The sequence below is a fragment of the Halalkalibacter suaedae genome (assembly GCF_017939705.1).
Lineage (GTDB): Bacteria > Bacillota > Bacilli > Bacillales > Bacillaceae_D > Halalkalibacter > Halalkalibacter suaedae.
Map to the genome: position 1 here is coordinate 55,412 of NZ_JAGKSQ010000012.1, position 18,630 is coordinate 74,041.

Sequence of the window (18,630 nt, forward strand, 5' to 3'; positions counted from 1 at the left end):
CAATGACAGATTTCAATGCTTCAAAACCAATTTATAGTCAATTAGCTGATCGAATAAACAAACAAATTCTTCGTGGTGAACTTAAGCCAGGTGATAAATTACTTTCAGTAAGAGAGATGGGTATTCAATCAAATGTTAATCCAAATACGGTTCAACGTACGTACCGTGAACTAGAAGGGATGAAAATTGTGGAGACAAAGCGAGGCCAAGGGACATTTGTGACTGAGGATCAAGCAATTTTAAATGAAATGAGAGAAAAATTAAAAGCAGAGGAAATCTCTCAATTTGTAGATGGTATGCATGAAATGGGCTATAGCAATACAGAAATCGAATCGGGTCTTCGGTCCTTTTTGAACAAGGTAAATGGAGGGATTACTCATGATTAGCATTCAACATGTTTCTAAGAAGTTTCTATCTAAATCAGCTTTGGAAAATGTCAGTCTTGAGCTAGAATCAGGTAAAATTATCGGTCTTGTTGGGGAAAACGGCAGTGGAAAATCAACCACACTTAAACTAATTGCCGGTCTGAACAAACCGACTAAGGGAACGATTACGATTAATGGTGTCCCTTCGACTCATCGAATTGCTAATCAAGTTGCCTATTTATCTGAACTGGATGAATACTATAGCTTCTACAACGTTGGTGAAACCATCGATTTCCACGCATCACAATTTCCAGATTTCAATAAAGAGAAGGCTGAAGAAATCAGGGAGTTTATGAACCTTGATAGGAATGCAAAATTAAAGCATCTATCAAAAGGGAATCGCGGACGGCTAAAAATCGTTCTAACACTTGCTCGTGAAGTTCCAGTCATCTTAATGGACGAACCACTTTCTGGCCTAGATCCGATGGTTCGTGAATCAATCGTAAAAGGGTTAATCTCATTTATTGATCTTGAAAAACAAGTTGTCCTCATTACAACACATGAAATCAAGGAAATTGAGACAATCCTCGATGATGTAATTGTCATTAAAGACGGCTCTATTATTGGCCATCACAATGTCGAATCACTTCGCATTGAACAAAACATGGGTATCGTTGAATGGATGACGACAATTTATAATAGATAGTAAGAGAGGCCACTAAGGAAAGGTATGATTTTCACCTTTCCTAGTGGCCTTTAAGCAATGAGCGGAACCGTTGCGTTCTCTTAAGCTTGCTATGAGTGGGGGTTTCATAGCAGGCGTGCAACGTGTGGAGCCATTGCTGCTTCCTCGAATCTGCCAAAGGGACTCTTTCAGTGGCCTCATGCAAAAGCCAAAGGGGACCCAAAAGTCACGAAGCACGAGGATACTCAGCGGCGTCCCTATGCCCTACCCCTTCGTTCGTTTTTTTGTTAGTGACTTTTGTCCCGGCCCTCTTTTTTCTTTTAGTTGATTATTCCATCCATGTTGTATGTTCTTCAAACCCTTTATTAATCTTTTTCCCTGGCTCCATATTTGGATATCCAATATATAAAAAGGCAACTAACTCACCTTGAGGTGATAATTTGAAAAATTCCTTCACCTTTTTATCGTAGCAAATCGGTCCTGTTCTCCAAACCGCACCTAATCCTAATGCATGAATCGCTAGAAGCATATTCTGAACCGCTGCATGTACAGCTGCATGTTCTTCTTGTAAAATGACATTTTTCTTATCTGTTGGTTCAACACCAACAGCAATAATAACCGGAGCCCTAAGTGGATTCTTCCTTTGTCTCTCAATTTTTTTTAGATCGTCTTCAGAAGGAGGGTCGGCACATGTTGATTGAGTAATCTCTGCGAGTACATCTCCTAGTCTATTCCTAGCATCTCCTTCAAGAACGAAAAAACGCCAAGGTTCTGTTCGGTGATGATTAGGTGCGTACGTCCCTGCTTCAAGTATCTGTTCAATTAAATCGCGTGATACGGCGTCCTCTTTCACCAGACCAATACTTCTTCTAGCTTTAAGCACTTCCATTAAATCCATTTCATCACCCTATTCTTTTTTATCATTTTTCTTATGCAATTTCTATAATACTAACATATTCCGATATATACAAAGATGGGATAGGATTGCGGATAAATAGTTATTATCTTCTTTACTAAGTCCTAAGATCTACCTCATATTATCTCATTAAAATACTTGCTCACGATAATATCTGAAAATTTCCATTGACAACTTACTAATAAATTAATATCATTATTAGTGTTAATGATAATCATTATCAAATGAGGGAGGGTCAAAGTCACTATTCATCCATTCTCTGATTGCTAATTTATAATCCAATAGCATCAGAACAGAAACTCTCGGACCAGTTCTCTAAAATTGAAAAAGGTACTGTAGTGTCTGTAGTGTAATTTAGGATTAAAGAAAAAATAAAATTGATGATAAGGATTGGTATAAAATGACTAGAAAACGTAACTCATTATTTACTCTATTACTTTCCGTTGCAATCATGATAATGTTAGTTGGTTGTGCAACTGAAGGAACCGATTCTACAGAAGCTCCAGCTGAAAATGATTCAGCGAGTACAGATACAACTGAAACTGAAGAAACAGCAGAAGATACTACTGAATACCCAATTGTGGTTACACATGCTTTTGGGGAAACAGTTATTGAAGAAAAGCCTGAACGCGTTGCTACAATTGCATGGTCAAACCATGATGTTGCTCTAGCTCTAGGTGTTGTTCCAGTTGGTTTTTCAGCTGCAAACTATGGTGTTCAAGACGGTAGCGGAGTATTACCTTGGACAGCAGAGAAGTTAACGGAGCTTGGTGAAGATAGCCCTACTATCTATCAAGATACTGACGGTTTAGACTTTGAAGCTATTGCAGATTCTGCTCCAGATGTTATTCTTGCAGCATACTCAGGTATTACTCAAGAACAATATGACACATTAAGTGAAATTGCTCCAGTTGTTGCCTACCAAGAGAAGCCATGGGTTGCTTCTTGGCGTGAACAAATTACATTTAACTCAATGGGTATGGGAATGGCCGCTGAAGGTGAGCAACTGATTGCTGATACGGAGAAATTAATTCAAGATAAAGTAAGTGAGTATCCTGAACTTGAGGGTAAAAAAGCTGCATTCCTGAGTGTTAACGGTGCTGATTTATCTTCATTTTACATCTATTCAACAGGAGATCCACGTGGTGAATTCCTAACTGAGCTTGGAATGGAATACCCTGAAAGTATTACAAGTCAAATGACAGATGGTAATTTCTTTATTCAAGTAAGTGCTGAAAATGCTGATATGCTTAATGATCTTGACATCTTCGTTTCTTATGGAAATGCCGATACACTTGCAGCATTGCAAGCTGACCCAATCTTCGGAGAAATTCCAGCTGTAAAAAGAGGTTCAGTCGTAATTATTGAAGATAATACTCCACTTGCAGCCGCAGGAACTCCAAGTACACTTTCAATTGAATATACGATTGACGAGTACTTAACATTACTTTCGGAAGCTGTAAGCAAAGTAGAATAAAATGAATCAAATACCCGCTACAGAAAATAAGCAGTTACTTATACCGAGGCATTTCATAAAAGTGTTCATACTAACTATGGTCTTACTTGGTATATGTGTATTGGCTTCTCTTGCTTTTGGGTCTCGTGCTGTTGGATGGAATGAGCTAATGAATGGCTTATTTCATCCAGAAGTACAGTCCCACGGAGCAAATGTTGTGCGCCAAAGAATTGCTAGAACGATATTTAGTCTAATGTGTGGTGCTGCACTAGGAGTTTCTGGAGCTCTTATGCAATCAGTTACACGTAATCCTATTGCGGACCCTAGTATACTAGGAGTTAACACTGGGGCAGCACTCTTTGTCGTTTTTGGGATTTCCTTTTTAAATATTGGAACTGCTAGTCAATATATTTGGCTTGCCCTACTAGGAGCAATCTTAACTGCCATTTTTGTATTCGGAATTGGTTCGATGGGGAGTGGCGGTGCCACGCCCCTTAAACTCGTTTTAGCAGGTGCAGCTACAAGTGCGGCGTTATCATCACTTGTAATGGCAATCATGATTCCTCGCTCAAACGTCATGGATCAATTTAGATTTTGGCAGGTAGGTAGTGTTGGAGCTGGAAATTGGGATTCAATCTCGTTGTTTATTCCTTTTCTTGTTGTAGGATTACTAATAGCTTTCTTCTGTGCCCCAGCGCTAAATGCATTGGCATTAGGTGATGAAGTTGCTTCAGGACTTGGAGTACGCACTGGCACTCTTAGACTTATTGCAGCTTTTGGTGGTGTGCTCTTGTGTGGCGTTGCTACTGCACTGGCAGGTCCTATTGGCTTTATAGGATTATTATCAACACATGTTATTCGACTCGTTCTAGGTCCAGATTTGCGATACATTATCCCAATGTCTGCTCTATCAGGAGCGATCATATTAACAGTATCGGATGTATTTGGTCGGATTTTAGGAAGTCCTGGTGAGCTAGAGGTTGGTGTGGTCACTGCCTTTGTTGGTGCCCCTATCTTAATCTTAATTACAATGAAAGCGAAAATGCGTGCATTATGATAAATGAATCTATGAATCTTATAAAAGTTGGCAGAACAAAAAGACTTCGTCGTTTTTACCTTATGACCTCCTTGCTAGCAGTTATTGCATTTGCACTTTGTTGTACTATGCTTATGTTAGGAAACACGATTTATCCTGTTATGGATGTAATTCGTGTTCTATTGGGGGAAGATATAAAAGGAGCATCATTCGCTGTCGGAACGATTCGTTTTCCGAGAATGGTTGCAGGTGTTTTTGCTGGATTTGCATTTGGAGTTTCTGGCTATGTCTTCCAGACTATGTTAAGAAACCCTCTAGCAAACCCCAATGTAATCGGTATCACAGCTGGTTCAAGTGCAGCGGCTGTTTTTTGTATCATCGTACTTCAGGCAAGTAATATGGTTGTTTCGATTGCTTCTGTTATCGGGGGGCTTGTTACAGTAATTGCTATTTTTGCCTTATCAAGAGGAACGTCATTTTCAATAGGAAGATTAATTTTAATAGGGATTGGCATTCAAGCAATGCTAAACGCTGTCGTATCGTATCTATTACTCATTGGTCAAGAACACGACATCCCAACTGCAATGAGATGGCTAACTGGTAGTCTTAACGGAATGAAAATGGAGACACTTTATCCTCTTATCGTAACTGTCCTTATCTTTGCACCTATTATCATTGCACTTGGAAAACGATTAGATATGTTAGAGCTCGGAGAACAAGCAGCAACCTCACTTGGAATCCATACTGACAAGACACGCCTTTTCCTTGTGATTAGTTCTGTACTAATTATTGCGTTAGCAACTGCTTCAACAGGACCTATTGCATTTGTTGCCTTTCTTTCAGGTCCTATTGCAAAAAGGTTAGTTGGCGTTGGATTTTCAAGCGTTATTCCAGCAGGACTTGTTGGGATCATTTTAGTTTTAGCATCGGATCTTATTGGACAATTCGCTTTCGTTACTAGATACCCTGTAGGTGTCATTACAGGTATTCTAGGTGCTCCTTATCTGATCTATCTGCTAATCCGAATGAATCGAAAGGGAGATTTATAATGAAACCGACACATATTTTTCAAACTGAAGGAATCACTGCTGGATACGAAAATAAAATGATTCTACATGATGTGAGTATTTCGATCCCTAGCAACCAAATTAGTATTATTATTGGAGCTAACGGATGTGGAAAATCAACACTTCTTAAAACGATGGCTAAGCTCATTAAACCCACGTCTGGTCAAGTAACGATGGACGGAAAACCAATTAATAAGATTCCACCAAAGCAATTGGCTCGTGTGTTAGGTCTCCTGCCTCAATCACCTATTGTTCCTGAGGGGATCACCGTTGCAGATCTAGTTGGTCGCGGCAGGTACCCACACCAATCATTTCTAAAAGGCTGGACACAGAAGGATTATGAGGCAGTAACCGAGGCAATGGAAATGATGAATATTACTCAGTTTGCTGATCGACATATTGATGAGCTTTCTGGCGGTCAAAGACAGCGTGTATGGATTGCCATGGCTCTAGCTCAACAAACAGATATCTTATTTCTTGATGAACCAACAACCTTTTTAGATATTACCTATCAAATCGAAATTCTTGATCTGCTAACAGACCTCAATCGAAAACTCGGAACAACGATTGTCATGGTCCTACATGATATCAATTTGTCAGCTCGTTATGCAGATTATATATTTGCTCTTCATCAAGGAAAGCTTGTCGAAGAAGGTGAACCTTCAAAGATAATTACAAGTGAGCTAATTAAAGATATTTTTGGACTTCATTGCACGGTAATCGAAGACCCCGTTTCGGGCTCTCCTTCTGTTGTACCAATAGGAAGGCATCATGCTAATTTTTATATGGATAAGCAAACTTACGGTGCCGAGTTATCTTAAAAGTAATTCCTGCCCCAACTACACATTACTGTAGTGGGGGCAGGAATTTTTTTGTTTTTTTAATAATGGAGTTTAAGGAATTCTTTTATCTCTTTATTTATATTGACCAGATGCACCTCTGAGGGAAAATGTCCCATCCCATATGTGATAAAACCCTTTAGGTTCGGGATGATTTCTTTTGCCGCTTTATAAATTTTACTCTGGGGAAAGAACACATCTTTCTTTCCTGCTATAACTAACGTCGGTGCTTGATAGTTACTTAATTCATCCTTCTCAGTCAATTTAGGCATATCCTGTTCAAGCTTTACATGCTTAAACACATCACCAATGATTATCTTATCGATCTCCTTCATACTACTCGCGGACATCCGTCCCGTGATCTCAATTAGATATTTCTGTGATGACGTTAGATTAAAAAGGACTAGTGGAATGAGTATTTCCTTAATCATCTTCAATTTTGACCCTAAACGGAATCCTGCTGGTGAAACTAATACAGCACAATCAATTTTCTCCGGCATATAGGTAGCTAATCTTAATATAATTCCCGCCCCGTACGAGGGCCCAATAAATGCACATCGCTTGATCGTAAAGAAATCCATAAGTTCCTCGCTCCATTGCGCAAAGCTTTGATCTTTTGCTGAGACTCTATTTTCATCGCTATAACCCGGATGTCCAATTGTGTCCGGTGCATATACTCTGTAGGTTTCCACCAATGGTGCAAACCAAGATAATGTCATAGGATTAATACAATTCCCTCCTTGAAAAATAAAAAGCGGCTTACCGTCTTTCGGACCTGCCACAAGTACATGTGTCTTCCCAAAACTGGTATCTACATATACCCGTTCAACATCAAAACGAAAAGAGTCTAAATAGTGCTCATAGTGTTTTTGAATTCCCTTTTTCCCCTCATTACTTTTATAGATCGTTCCGTGACCCATGCATACACCTCTATTTTTATTTGTCTCTTTAATAGACAGCATGTGTGAAAGAAAGGTTTCATTTTTCATAAAGATTCCCCCACAATGCTCAAAATCCGTTAAATGCATTTCCGTTAGTTAGAACGCTTAGATAGTAAACTCTTTTACTACTATTCCCACTAAGTTAGAGTCACCACTCATTTATGATAACGAGTTTCAATATCAACTATCGATAGTAATTATAAAATTAAACTAATTATAGTTACATTTTTACCCTGCTAGTCATATTATGATCTCAACAATCCTAATAAAGAGCTAAACATTTATTACCTTTACCAATTCAACCTATGCATCTTTTACTATCTAATTTTGTAATTGAGAATAGCTATTATTAATTGATAAAAGGAGGTAATGATGTTGATGACTTGGCTTTTGTTCATTAACAAAAAGAATGTTTTCTTCAAACCAGAGTGGGTGTCAGCACATAGCTGGAAAATCGAATTGATCGCGGCATTAATGAGTGGACTATTGATTGGTATTGGTTGGATTGTTCAGGATGGGTTTCAAGCAGTGTCAGCCGGTATCTTCATCGCAGCCTATATTATAGGAGGCTACGCAAAAGCGAAGGAGGGGATCACTGAAACGATCTCCGAGAAGAAGCTTAATGTTGAATTACTTATGATTCTATCCGCAATCGGTTCAGCAGTCATTGGTTACTGGTTTGAAGGAGCGATTTTGATCTTCATTTTCGCTTTAAGTGGTGCACTTGAATCCTATACAACGAAAAAGAGCCATAGGGAGATATCAGCTCTTATGAACTTACAGCCTGAAGAAGCTATTCGTATTGATGGCGATAACGAAGAGCGGGTACCTATCAAGAAATTGAATTTAGGTGATCTTTTATTAATAAAACCAGGAGAACGAATTCCTGCAGATGGGATAATCATTGAAGGACAATCTATTATAGATGAATCAGCCATTACTGGTGAGTCAATTTCAGTCAGCAAAAAAGTGAACGACGAGGTATTCGCTGGGACCGTAAACCTTCGTGGCTTCCTTAAGATGAAAATGACGAAAGCCAATGAGGAAACGCTATTTCAAAGGATCATTCAGCTTGTTCAAACCGCCAAAAGTGAAAAGTCCCCCTCACAACAACAAATCGAACAATTTGAAGGAACATATGTCAAAATTGTTCTCCTTTTAGTAGGACTGATGATGATTCTCCCTCACTTTGTATTTGGCTGGAGTTGGACAGAGACATTCTACCGGGCAATGGTCCTGCTCGTTGTCGCCTCTCCCTGTGCCTTAGTTGCGTCCATTTCTCCCGCAATTTTATCGACAATCTCAAATGGCGCCCGTAATGGGATTCTATTTAAGGGAGGTATTCACCTTGAACGCTTATCCAAGATCAAAGCAATTGCATTTGATAAGACAGGGACACTCACAAAAGGGAAACCAAACGTAACAGATATTCTTGTTAGGGATGACCTTACAATAGAAACAGTTCTTACTAATGTCGCTGCAATCGAACGATATTCTACCCATCCCTTGGCCACGACAATCGTAGAATATGCATCCGATCACGTTGATTCACAAAGAAAATTAGCGATTGAAAACATGGAGGATGTTAGTGGATTTGGTGTTCAAGCAAAAGTCGATGGGGCAATCTGGAAAGTAGGAAAAGCTGAATTTGTTGGGGTAAAGGAAGCTCTTGAATTTCATAAATACGAGGTTGACCGACTTTCAAACGAAGGGAAAACGATTGTCTTTGTTAAAGATAAGAAAGGAATTGCCGGTGTCATTGCTCTAAAGGACGTTGTCCGTGATGAAGCAGTTGTAGCGATTCAAGCACTTCAAGAGGCCGGAATCCAAACTATCATGCTAACAGGAGATCGTACACAAACTGCAACTGCTATCGCTAAAGAATGTGGAATTTCTGAATTTATTGCTGAATGTCTCCCTGACACAAAGGTAAAAGAAGTAAAAAAACTAGAACAGAAGTATGGTAAAGTGGCTATGGTCGGAGATGGAATAAATGACGCCCCTGCACTCGCTACGGCCTCAGTTGGAATCGCGATGGGAGGCGGCACAGATGTTGCACTTGAAACATCTGATATTGTCCTTATGAAAAATCACTTATCAAGAATTGCAGATGCAATCTTGTTAACGAAGAGAATGAACCGGATTATAAAGCAAAATATCATTTTCTCCATTTTAGTTATTTGTCTTTTGATCGTATCAAACTTCATGCAGTCGCTCTCTTTACCCCTTGGAGTAATTGGACATGAAGGAAGTACGATCCTTGTTATTCTAAATGGCTTACGTTTGTTGAGGAAGTAATTAAAAAGGTTCCAAACTTCCTAATTGTGGAGGTTGGATCCTTTTCTTTTACCATCTAAAACGGTTTAAGCGTCATAAGAATAATCAACACAACTGCAGCAATAAGCATAACTGTATGAAGTGGAGCGATCTCCTTTGCTAATTTAATATATTCTTCTGGCAGTTCTTCTTCTTGATGTTTCTCAAGTACTTCTAATTGAAGCTTTGCTTTCTTCGGTAAAATCGCTACAACAACTGGTTGCACAGCAATATAAATGACAAGTGAAGCTATGAACCAAATTTCTTTAAACAGGTACGGGTTTATAATCCCCATCACAATGCCTGTGACTAATAACGTGATGCTTCCAACCTTGGCATACTTTTCAATTCCTTCTGAAACCTTGTGTGCAAATGCCGCTTGAGTTGTTGTTCTCACCGTGCTTAATAATACTGGCATTCCAAAAGATGCACCTAAGCCTACGACCGCAGCCACAATGTGAATCACTAATAAAAATGAATACAATGTCATGATTTCGCTCCCTTTTCTTTTTTTAAAAAAAGACCCTGCAAATCTGAACATAATAGTACATCTTATTAATTCACCTTGTGATTAATACCAAATCCGGTAATCTAACATCCCATTAATGGCACCCACTTCCCTGCCTTTGAATTTATACCTTTAACAAGCCACGGAATCCTCTTGAAGCATAGTAGGATTCTGCTCCATTGTGGTACACAAATACCGTTTCATAACGGCGATCACAAAAGAGAGCCCCACCCAGTTCTCTGATAGCATTAGGTGTTTTTACCCAACTCGATGTTTTCAAGTCAAAACTCCCTAGCGTCTGCAAGTGTCTGTATTCTTCCTCTGTCAAAAGCTCGATCCCCATTTCACAAGCCATATCTTCGGCACTGGTTTCAGGTTTATGCTTCTTTCTTGATTCAAGTGCTTCACGATCATAGCAAACACTTCTACGACCTTTTGGACTTTCTTTTGAACAGTCAAAAAATAGATATTCATTCGTTTCCTTATCATAACCAACCACATCCGGTTCACCATCAGTTCTTTCCATCTCATTAAGTGACCATAACTTTTCAGGGTTTCCTTCTAGCTTTTCTTGAACGTTAGCCCATTCAATCTCTCTATGATAAGCTCTGTTTTTTTCAAAACGAGTTTCCAATATTTTAAGTAATTCTTCACGTTGCTCAAGTGGCAGTTCCTTGTTTGTCATATGTATCTTCCCCTTGCCGGAAATAGTCTAAGCTTACTCCATTTGTAATTAAAGTTCCTTACAGGCTTTAAAAATCCTGCTCCTATATCAAATAAGGTGCCAGAAATCACTAAATTAACTCTAGCTAGCTACTAACCTAAAAAGAAGATCTCTTCCCCACAAGGGCAGAAACCTTCTCTAAGATCATTATGCAGCACTTTGATGACTTCTCTCTATTCTCGTAAAAGCTAAGAATGACGCCCACATGATGACGAGCGCTAAGGCACTTCCTGAAAATAATGGAATTAAGCCGGGTATCGACGTCATTAACAGATAGACGGCAAATGCACCCATTACCTTAAGCACGGTCGAAATTGGGTTCATCAGCATAATTAGGATCGAGTGTTTTATGATCTGAGGCAGTGAAATATCATAATGAACATATACAGGGAATACATAAAGTGATGTTAAAATGATACCTAAGCCCAACAATAAGGTTGGGTAGTACAATAGGCTAAAGAGCCCCGCTGTGCTTCCAAGAAACTGAATATTGACGTATAAAATATAACCAACTAGAAGGAAGGTCAAGCCAAGAAGGTTGCTTTTAATGAATTCTTTTTTAAATGACGCCCAAAACGTTTTAAAGATCGGGATATCGTCGTCACCCATCAGCATTTTACGAACAATGACAAACATAGCAATCGTTGCCGGAAATAGTCCAAGTATAAATAAACCTATTATAGAAAAACCAAGCCATATTAGATTAAGATAGGCTAATCTCATCAGCCACTCACAAACTTTGTAGATCCCTCCCATTGTTCCGTTCATTTGCATAGCTGCCCCTCCGATCCTTGTCTATTAGTTACGTTCGGCTTCATAAACAGCTAGATTTGCATAACCAGCTTTCATAGGAGCCATTTGTCTAAATCCAATCTTCCCCCCGCCATAAACGGGGCCATATGTCACACCATCATCTTCCCATTCGAGAACAGTCAAATCATTGATTGAAAACTGGACGATCCCTTCATACTTCACAAGCCTCATATGATAGGGCGAACAAGCATCTTCAACGGGTGGCAAAGGATCAGCACCTGTAGCAACTAAGTGAAACCCATGACTTTTTCTTAAATTACAAGTGCGAAATGCTCGTTCTTCTGAATGCTTATGCCTAAAGTACGATAAGTGTAGTGCATCGATTGAGCCTGAATGGTATTCAGGGTACCTTCCATTTCGCACAGGTAAATTACGATCAAAAAGATCTTCTCCCTTTCTACCAACAGCAGCAAAGAAGATCATACAAAGCCCAGGCTCTCTGATAGGATAAAATTCCCACTCGACTATGATTTTATCTGAGAAATCAACAGGACACCAATAGACCCAGTGAGCATTATCTCCATGCACTTGACCATCTAATTCGTTTTCCAAATATATTCGTTGATCTGAAAAGCTGATCTTAGCCTCGCCTTCAAGCCTCCAATTTTTCATATCCTGTTCAGTTGATAAAGCATTCTCATAAAGCATCATGCCTTTTTTAAATTCCGTATATCTCATACAAGAAAGCCCCCTATATATGCTTTTTCATACACTATAAAATGACGAGACGTTTCCAGCAATCATACTTTTTTGCACCCTTGATTTCATTGATCCCTTACCGCTTTACACTCTTTTTCAATTTGATTTACTTTGCGGAATTGGCTTGGTGGGAGACCCATTTGCTTCTTAAAGATTCGATTAAAGTAACTGTTTCTATACCCAACACTTTCTGAAATATCATTAATTTTCATATCAGATTGCAATAGCAGTTCTTTTGCTTTATCCATTCGTACCTGTGTCAGATAATCAATAAAGTTCATACCTACTATTTGTTTAAAGGCTTTGCTGAGTGAGTAAGGATTCGTACCAACCTCATCTGCACAGCTTTCTAAAGAGATGTCCGTCATATAATTATCATGAATTCTTGTGATAACTCTTTCGATGACTCTCTTCAATTCGATATTCATTCTACCTTCAACCTTCTCAATATACGGTCTAATGACATCATCTGTGAACCACTTAATTATTCTTTCAGGTTCTCGAATATGTGAGAGCTCTTCTAGCATGTTTTTCCCTTCAAAAAGATGATGTGGATGAATCCCAGAATGGAGAATTTCATGTTGAATACTGCTGTAGAGTTGCACTGCACCTTGTTGAATATTAATCTCATTAATCCCTTTCTCTGTTAATTCCTTCATAAATGGCATTAAGAGGTTCTCAACTTCTTCGGCTTGCCCCATTCGAATCGCTTGAATAATTTCCTTTTCAATGGCAAACGGATAGTAAATATTGTTCCTGCTCTCCTCTTGTTCAAGCTCTTGCAGGTCGATCACTTGATTACTATTTTCGAATAGGCGAAATCTCTTACCACTTCGAACTTCTTCAAATATATGAGGAACTTTCTTAATCTGATTTGTCGGTTCACTGATTGTACATGTAACCTGTAATTTCAAGATTTCATTGATGACCTTTGTTACCTCATCAACATAGAGCAGGATGTCTTTTCTAAGGTTAGGTCCTTCTGTTGCAATGACTAGTACACCTACTGAAAAATCTGAGAATTTCAAAACATTAAACTGATCAAAGTGTTCACGTCCCAGTTCCTCCATAATATTTGAGGCTGTAAATGTAACTAAGCTTTCATCATTATTTGTAAAACGGACCTGTGACTCTCCTAAACCAGTAAGTTGAATTTCTAAGGCAGTAAAGGAATTACCTTCTAGGTTCCAGCCATACTTCTTCATCCTTCTACGCAGATCAGCTTCCGTATAATGATAGAAATACCCTTGGATTAGTTGTAAGATAAAGCTACTCTTTATATGTCCCACTTGTTCTACAAGACGAGACTGAAGCAGTTCACTTTTTTGGGAGAGTAACTGCCATTGTTGTTCAATAACCGTAAACTCGTCACTGCCTTTTCGGTTCCATCCCTCTCCTTCATGATTCTGAGCTAATTTTGTTAATAGCTTTTGAATCGGGGTGTACAGTCGATTAGATGTGAACCAAGATAAGATAATAGCTAGTATAAGAGCAGTAAAACTTATCACTAAAATAACTCTTGAAACAATGACAAGTGGTGCAGTTATTGAGGACATCGGAGCTGCAGAGACGTATGTCCAATTTGACCCTACCCTCGAAAATTGTCCATAGGATATCGAGTAGTTATCCTTTTGATATTCGAACTGGAAGGAACCATTCGTTTTGTTGTGCTGTTCAATTTGCTCCTGCAAAACACCGACAAAGGACGAATCCTTTGTACTATTAGAGGAAAGTAAGATCTCATTGTTTTCATTCAAAATAAATGTCGCACCCTTATCATAGGGTGTTAGTGTTTTTAATAATTGAAGAGCCTTAATGCGATCAATACTTACGATAATTGATCCAAACGGTTCTTTGCTTGTCGCTGGGATATTATGAATAAATGCTAGTGTTTTTGTGGAAGAGTCAGAACCAATTGGATAATCCGTCCAATAAGGTTTCTTATCTGAGCGTAGTGTCTGATCGTAGTTTGCTTTCGATTGCTCATCTAATTCTTGATATTCATTATGAAATAAGACCGGTTTATCACCATCAATATATAATTCTACTTTATTAATAAGAGCATGACTCCCTTGTATGAGTAGGAGGGTTTTTGTGATGTCATAGGTTTCTGTAAACTGTTTAACAAAATCAATCTGACCTAGCGATTCTCCAAACCTTGGTTCAAACGCCCAGTGTGATGTTGCATATTCCAAATATTTAAGTTGTTCATCAATATTCTGTGCTCTCTGATCAATCTGATTGTTGTGAATCGATCTTAATTCACTCTCCACTCCTTCAACAGCAAACCAATAAATAACAAGCCCTGTCACTAAGCCTGGGATACTAGCGATGAGTAGGATCAAAATAAAACTTTGACGATGGAAATTCCCTTTCCATTGAAGCTGCTTTAATTTTGATCGAACATTGTTAGTTAACACGAGCTACACCTCCAACGCAAAGGTAATGAAATCGCTTACAAAAACCATTATGTCACACATCTTACAAAAAATGAATGTTATTATTGAAAAATTCTTAATTTTTATTAACAATTGTTCATTTACAAAGCACAGAGGACCATTTGCATTGAAAGAGTTATTCCTCCCATGCAAATGGTCCTCTAATACGAGATCACGCTTACCCCTTAACCGATCCTAGGAGCATCCCCTTTGCAAAATGCTTCTGCAGGAATGGATATACGATTAAAATCGGGATGGTCGCAACTACAACAATTGCAAGCTTTAATGATTGATCAGGTGGTTCAACAAAGGAAGCCCCCATTGAGGATGTATCACCTAGTTGTGCCTGCGATAAGATGATAATTTGTTGAAGTAGGACCTGTACAGGCCATTTCGCACTGTCATTAATGTATAGCAACGCATTAAAGAAATCATTCCATATTGCTACGGCATAGAACAAAGCAAAGGTAGCAATAACAGGCTTTGATAATGGCAGCATGATTCTCCAGAGAATCCCAACCTCTGTACAGCCATCAATTTTTGCAGCTTCTTCAAGCTCAATTGGGATGTTTTGAAAGAAGGTTTTTACAATAATTAAATTAAATGGATTGATCGCAATTGGCAGAATTAACGCCCAATATGAATCTAATAGTCCTAACGATTTCACAACGATATATGTTGGGATCATTCCCCCACTGAATAGCATTGAAATAACAATTAGATTAATAAATAGATTACGACCCATTAAGTGTTTTCTTGATAAAGGATAAGCCATTGAAAATGTGAAAAACAAACAGACGATTGTTCCTACTAACGTGATACCGATAGAAACAAGAATACTTCTAGTAAATGTATTAGTTGAAAAGATATATTTGTAGGCATCAAGTGTAAATGTTTCAGGAATAATGAAGAAACTTCTACTCGTTAACTCAGCTTCTGTTGCGAAGGAGCCTGCGATGACATACAAGAATGGACATATCATCAACAGTCCAACTATTCCTAGAAAAACAAAGTTAAATACATCGAACACTTTTCCTGCCGGGGTATTATGCATCTTAAGCATAGTCATTCTTCCCTCCTTCAGAGATCCTTAAAAGATTCCATCTTGCCCCATCTTCTTTGCCAATCTATTTGCACCCAATACGAGTACGACACCGACAACAGATTTAAATAGACCTACTGCGGTACTGTAGCTATAAGCCCCTTGTGTGATCCCGACGAAGTAAACATACGTATCAAAGACATCTGCAACACCACGGTTAAGTGAGTTCGTCATAAGATAGATTTGTTGGAAGCCGGTATCAAGGAAATTTCCAAGTCGTAGAATTAATAGAACGATGATTGTACTTCGAACTGCTGGCAATGTAACATGCCATAGGCGTCTTATGCGTCCAGCCCCGTCCACGATCGCCGCTTCATATTGCTCTCTATCGACAGTTGCTAAGGCTGCTAAGAAGATAACAGTCCCCCATCCAGACTCTTTCCAAATAATTTGTCCCATAATTAGAGGTCTAAACCATTCAGGTGAGGATAGAAAGTTAATTTCTTTTCCATAAATGCTAGCAACAATCTCATTAACTACTCCACCACTTGTAGTAAAAAAGATATACGTGATACTTGCAATAATGACCCAAGACATAAAATGCGGCACATAAATAAAGGTCTGAACGATACCTTTATACGCTTTTAAGCGCAGTTCATTTAACAACAGTGCCAAAATAATAGGTGCCGGGAAAAAGAATATTAAATCTAGCACAGCGAGAATAAACGTATTTCTCAGTAATCGAAAAAAGTCTGGGTTTTTAAAGAAATCAATGAAGTTTTCAAATCCGACCCACTCACTTCCAAACACCCCTAAGAATGGGGAATAATCTTGAAAGGCTATAACAATACCCCACATAGGTAAGTATTTGAAAATAATAAAATATAATAAACCTGGGATTAACAATACATATAACCATTTATCTCTTTTTAAGCGTTGAATCTTAGAGAATTTGGGTTGTATATTTGCCTTCGGTGGCTTTTGAGGCCTTTTCTTCATTGGACTATACTCAACATTTTCCGTTTTAAGGCCGCTCATATTTTCTCTCCTTCCCTCACTCCATTTTTCTTCATTCAAATACCTTGTTCAAGTTTGTTGAAACAGGCAGTGAAAACCGACTGCCTGTTTCAGAAAAGATTACTTATTCTTGAGACTCGTTGTATAACTTATTAATTTCCTCAATATAATCGTCGCCACCAGTAGTACGCCATAATTCAATGGCCTCATCAAATCCAGCTTCATCAATTTGTCCGACAATAAACTTAATACGGGCATCATTAATAATATTATCTAGCTGTTGACCTTTTTGAGCATACACTTCAGATAGAAGTGATTCTGCTGGATTTGGAACGACGATCTCCTCATTCTCTTTTAAAATCACTTGTTCTTTTTCTCTTACAGGAGACATTGGTGGTTTAATAAATCGATCTTCAGGAATTCCCATTAGGAATTGATTGATATCGGTAAATTCATTAATAAGAGCTTGATTACCCTCAGCTAAAGAAACTAAATTGCCATCCTGAAGTTCGAAGTGGCGACCTTCTACACCATTGTAAGCAAGGATTTGTGCCTCTTCTTCATTTAGCTTATCCAGGAACGTTAATACTTGCTTTAGCTCTTCTTCTGTTTCAACACTTGATTTAGGGATTGCTAGCATGCCCGAGTAGCCTGACGTCGGCAGTGAGCGTAGTCCTTTAGGCCCTTCAACAGCACCAAAAATATCGATTGGTTCTGTTAAATCTGGATTTGCTTTGACCATATCTTCATCAGCACGTCTTCCTCGGTCTAATACATCTACAATAACTCCAGCTTCACCATTTATTAGTGGATCTCCCCATTTTTGCGGGTCCATTACTGCGAAGTCTTCGTTAATTAATTCTTCATCATATAATTTCTTGAAGAATGCTAAAGCATTTCGGTATTCCTCTGTCATGAAATCAGGCTGCAGTGTACCGTCTTCAGCCTCACCCCATTTGTTAGGAGCACCGAACCAGATTTGCATGATATCAAATGGACCTGTATATTTTGAAATAACCATTCCATATGTGTCATCTTGCCCATTACCATCTGGATCATTTTCTTTAAATGCCTTTAACACTTCATAGAATTCATCGATTGTTTCTGGTATTTCAAGTCCAACACTATTTAACCAATCTTTACGGATTGTTACCCCTAAACGGCCAAGCGGACGGGCCCGGTAAATACCGTAGATCTTGCCGTCAATTGCACTATTTTGCAAAGTGATTTCATTGGCTTGACTTAAGTTTGGATAGTCCTTCAAGTAAGGTCCAAGATCCCAGAAAGCCCCATCTCTTACTGCACTAACAAAGCTTGGCATCTTACTTGGAATCATCATGACATCTGGTAGATCACCTGATGACATTGTGATATTTAATTTATCTGGATATGCACTATTTAGAACCCAGTTCATTGTAATGTTCGTATCCGTAAACTCTTCAAGTGCCAATAAAGCAGGACTATCTTCTGCAGGTGGATCTGGTGTGTATGCGGTTGTCATGATTCTAATTTCTGGTTTTGAATCTTCTTTCTCATTCTCACTTGACGATTCATCGCTTGAGCAAGCAACCAATGCTGAAAGTAACATAACCGAAAGAATTGGAGTTACTACTTTTTTTCTTGAGAACCTTTTACTTTTTTTCATTCCATTACCCCCACTTAATTTATTTTGTTTTTTGATCATTCATCAGGTCAGTCATCTTCACAACTGGTTGACTCTTGATCTAACCCAACAATAAAACGCTTACATTTTTCTAACAATTACATT

General features: G+C 38.6%; 17 protein-coding genes. 7 read left to right on the forward strand and 10 right to left on the reverse strand.

Features of this window, described 5'->3' with window-relative positions; translation table 11 throughout:
• Positions 1-2: 2 nt before the first annotated feature.
• Together J7W16_RS19690 and J7W16_RS19695 are read left to right on the forward strand one after the other, a co-directional pair.
• Positions 3-386 carry a GntR family transcriptional regulator gene (locus J7W16_RS19690; RefSeq protein ID WP_210599197.1) on the forward strand — a complete coding sequence of 128 codons (384 nt, stop codon included), beginning with the start codon at positions 3-5 and terminating at the stop codon, positions 384-386.
• The gene (locus J7W16_RS19695; RefSeq protein ID WP_210599198.1) at positions 379-1,071 is read left to right on the forward strand and encodes an ABC transporter ATP-binding protein; all 693 of its coding nucleotides are present in this window, start codon (positions 379-381) and stop codon (positions 1,069-1,071) included. Before J7W16_RS19690 ends, J7W16_RS19695 begins: the two co-directional genes overlap by 8 nt.
• A 307-nt stretch (positions 1,072-1,378) precedes the next feature.
• Here J7W16_RS19695 and J7W16_RS19700 read toward each other — a convergent pair whose 3' ends face one another.
• On the reverse strand, positions 1,379-1,948 hold the full coding sequence (locus J7W16_RS19700) for a nitroreductase family protein (protein WP_210599199.1): 570 nt from the start codon (positions 1,946-1,948) through the stop codon (positions 1,379-1,381).
• Between the two features lie 418 nt (positions 1,949-2,366).
• Between J7W16_RS19700 and J7W16_RS19705 the strand changes: the two genes are divergently transcribed.
• From J7W16_RS19705 to J7W16_RS19720, 4 genes are read left to right on the forward strand one after another with little or no spacing between them, the layout of a single operon-like run.
• On the forward strand, positions 2,367-3,443 hold the full coding sequence (locus J7W16_RS19705; RefSeq protein ID WP_210599200.1) for an iron-siderophore ABC transporter substrate-binding protein: 1,077 nt from the start codon (positions 2,367-2,369) through the stop codon (positions 3,441-3,443).
• A 1-nt stretch (position 3,444) separates the two neighbouring features.
• Positions 3,445-4,479, forward strand: coding sequence for a FecCD family ABC transporter permease (locus J7W16_RS19710; RefSeq protein ID WP_210599201.1), 1,035 nt, complete (start codon positions 3,445-3,447; stop codon positions 4,477-4,479).
• Positions 4,476-5,507: a FecCD family ABC transporter permease gene (locus J7W16_RS19715; protein ID WP_210599202.1), complete on the forward strand. Its 1,032-nt coding sequence runs from the start codon at positions 4,476-4,478 to the stop codon at positions 5,505-5,507. The genes J7W16_RS19710 and J7W16_RS19715 overlap by 4 nt, the downstream gene beginning before the upstream one ends.
• Positions 5,507-6,346 (forward strand): ABC transporter ATP-binding protein, encoded by an 840-nt coding sequence (locus J7W16_RS19720; RefSeq protein WP_210599203.1) that lies wholly within the window; start codon positions 5,507-5,509, stop codon positions 6,344-6,346. Before J7W16_RS19715 ends, J7W16_RS19720 begins: the two co-directional genes overlap by 1 nt.
• A gap of 59 nt (positions 6,347-6,405) precedes the next feature.
• On the opposite strand, the gene J7W16_RS19725 is transcribed toward J7W16_RS19720, so the two are convergent.
• Positions 6,406-7,353: an alpha/beta fold hydrolase gene (locus J7W16_RS19725; RefSeq protein ID WP_346726975.1), complete on the reverse strand. Its 948-nt coding sequence runs from the start codon at positions 7,351-7,353 to the stop codon at positions 6,406-6,408.
• Between the two features lie 330 nt (positions 7,354-7,683).
• Here J7W16_RS19725 and J7W16_RS19730 point away from each other — a divergent pair, with 330 nt between their 5' ends.
• Positions 7,684-9,603, forward strand: coding sequence for a heavy metal translocating P-type ATPase (locus J7W16_RS19730; protein WP_210599204.1), 1,920 nt, complete (start codon positions 7,684-7,686; stop codon positions 9,601-9,603).
• A gap of 55 nt (positions 9,604-9,658) precedes the next feature.
• Here J7W16_RS19730 and J7W16_RS19735 read toward each other — a convergent pair whose 3' ends face one another.
• The 8 genes from J7W16_RS19735 to J7W16_RS19770 form a co-directional block, all read right to left on the reverse strand.
• Positions 9,659-10,111, reverse strand: a complete 453-nt coding sequence (locus J7W16_RS19735; protein WP_210599205.1) for a DUF2269 family protein — start codon at positions 10,109-10,111, stop codon at positions 9,659-9,661.
• A gap of 142 nt (positions 10,112-10,253) precedes the next feature.
• On the reverse strand, positions 10,254-10,814 hold the full coding sequence (locus J7W16_RS19740; protein ID WP_210599206.1) for a DUF4256 domain-containing protein: 561 nt from the start codon (positions 10,812-10,814) through the stop codon (positions 10,254-10,256).
• A 186-nt stretch (positions 10,815-11,000) separates the two neighbouring features.
• A complete protein-coding gene (locus J7W16_RS19745) occupies positions 11,001-11,627 on the reverse strand; it encodes a YesL family protein (RefSeq protein WP_210599207.1) in 627 nt (208 codons plus the stop codon).
• Positions 11,628-11,651: 24 nt separating this feature from the next.
• Entirely contained in the window at positions 11,652-12,344 is a 693-nt protein-coding gene (locus J7W16_RS19750; RefSeq protein ID WP_210599208.1) for a DUF1961 family protein, read from the reverse strand.
• A gap of 86 nt (positions 12,345-12,430) precedes the next feature.
• On the reverse strand, positions 12,431-14,785 hold the full coding sequence (locus tag J7W16_RS22325) for a helix-turn-helix domain-containing protein (RefSeq protein ID WP_210599209.1): 2,355 nt from the start codon (positions 14,783-14,785) through the stop codon (positions 12,431-12,433).
• Between the two features lie 196 nt (positions 14,786-14,981).
• Positions 14,982-15,866 (reverse strand): carbohydrate ABC transporter permease, encoded by an 885-nt coding sequence (locus J7W16_RS19760; RefSeq protein WP_210599228.1) that lies wholly within the window; start codon positions 15,864-15,866, stop codon positions 14,982-14,984.
• Between the two features lie 27 nt (positions 15,867-15,893).
• Positions 15,894-16,844 (reverse strand): ABC transporter permease, encoded by a 951-nt coding sequence (locus J7W16_RS19765; RefSeq protein ID WP_210599229.1) that lies wholly within the window; start codon positions 16,842-16,844, stop codon positions 15,894-15,896.
• 142 nt (positions 16,845-16,986) lie between these two features.
• Entirely contained in the window at positions 16,987-18,507 is a 1,521-nt protein-coding gene (locus J7W16_RS19770) for an extracellular solute-binding protein (RefSeq protein ID WP_210599210.1), read from the reverse strand.
• Positions 18,508-18,630: the final 123 nt, after the last annotated feature.

Excerpts from the sequence above, each read along its gene's own strand:
- J7W16_RS19745 (WP_210599207.1), bottom strand. The coding sequence starts at position 11,627 with ATGCAAATGAACGGAACAATGGGAGGGATCTACAAAGTTTGTGAGTGG.
- J7W16_RS19715 (WP_210599202.1), top strand. The coding sequence starts at position 4,476 with ATGATAAATGAATCTATGAATCTTATAAAAGTTGGCAGAACAAAAAGA.
- J7W16_RS19725 (WP_346726975.1), bottom strand. The coding sequence starts at position 7,353 with ATGAAAAATGAAACCTTTCTTTCACACATGCTGTCTATTAAAGAGACA.
- J7W16_RS19705 (WP_210599200.1), top strand. The coding sequence starts at position 2,367 with ATGACTAGAAAACGTAACTCATTATTTACTCTATTACTTTCCGTTGCA.
- J7W16_RS19760 (WP_210599228.1), bottom strand. The coding sequence starts at position 15,866 with ATGCTTAAGATGCATAATACCCCGGCAGGAAAAGTGTTCGATGTATTT.
- J7W16_RS19690 (WP_210599197.1), top strand. The coding sequence starts at position 3 with ATGACAGATTTCAATGCTTCAAAACCAATTTATAGTCAATTAGCTGAT.
- J7W16_RS19770 (WP_210599210.1), bottom strand. The coding sequence starts at position 18,507 with ATGAAAAAAAGTAAAAGGTTCTCAAGAAAAAAAGTAGTAACTCCAATT.
- J7W16_RS19740 (WP_210599206.1), bottom strand. The coding sequence starts at position 10,814 with ATGACAAACAAGGAACTGCCACTTGAGCAACGTGAAGAATTACTTAAA.
- J7W16_RS19765 (WP_210599229.1), bottom strand. The coding sequence starts at position 16,844 with ATGAAGAAAAGGCCTCAAAAGCCACCGAAGGCAAATATACAACCCAAA.
- J7W16_RS19695 (WP_210599198.1), top strand. The coding sequence starts at position 379 with ATGATTAGCATTCAACATGTTTCTAAGAAGTTTCTATCTAAATCAGCT.
- J7W16_RS19735 (WP_210599205.1), bottom strand. The coding sequence starts at position 10,111 with ATGACATTGTATTCATTTTTATTAGTGATTCACATTGTGGCTGCGGTC.
- J7W16_RS19720 (WP_210599203.1), top strand. The coding sequence starts at position 5,507 with ATGAAACCGACACATATTTTTCAAACTGAAGGAATCACTGCTGGATAC.
- J7W16_RS19750 (WP_210599208.1), bottom strand. The coding sequence starts at position 12,344 with ATGAGATATACGGAATTTAAAAAAGGCATGATGCTTTATGAGAATGCT.
- J7W16_RS19700 (WP_210599199.1), bottom strand. The coding sequence starts at position 1,948 with ATGGATTTAATGGAAGTGCTTAAAGCTAGAAGAAGTATTGGTCTGGTG.
- J7W16_RS19730 (WP_210599204.1), top strand. The coding sequence starts at position 7,684 with ATGACTTGGCTTTTGTTCATTAACAAAAAGAATGTTTTCTTCAAACCA.
- J7W16_RS19710 (WP_210599201.1), top strand. The coding sequence starts at position 3,445 with ATGAATCAAATACCCGCTACAGAAAATAAGCAGTTACTTATACCGAGG.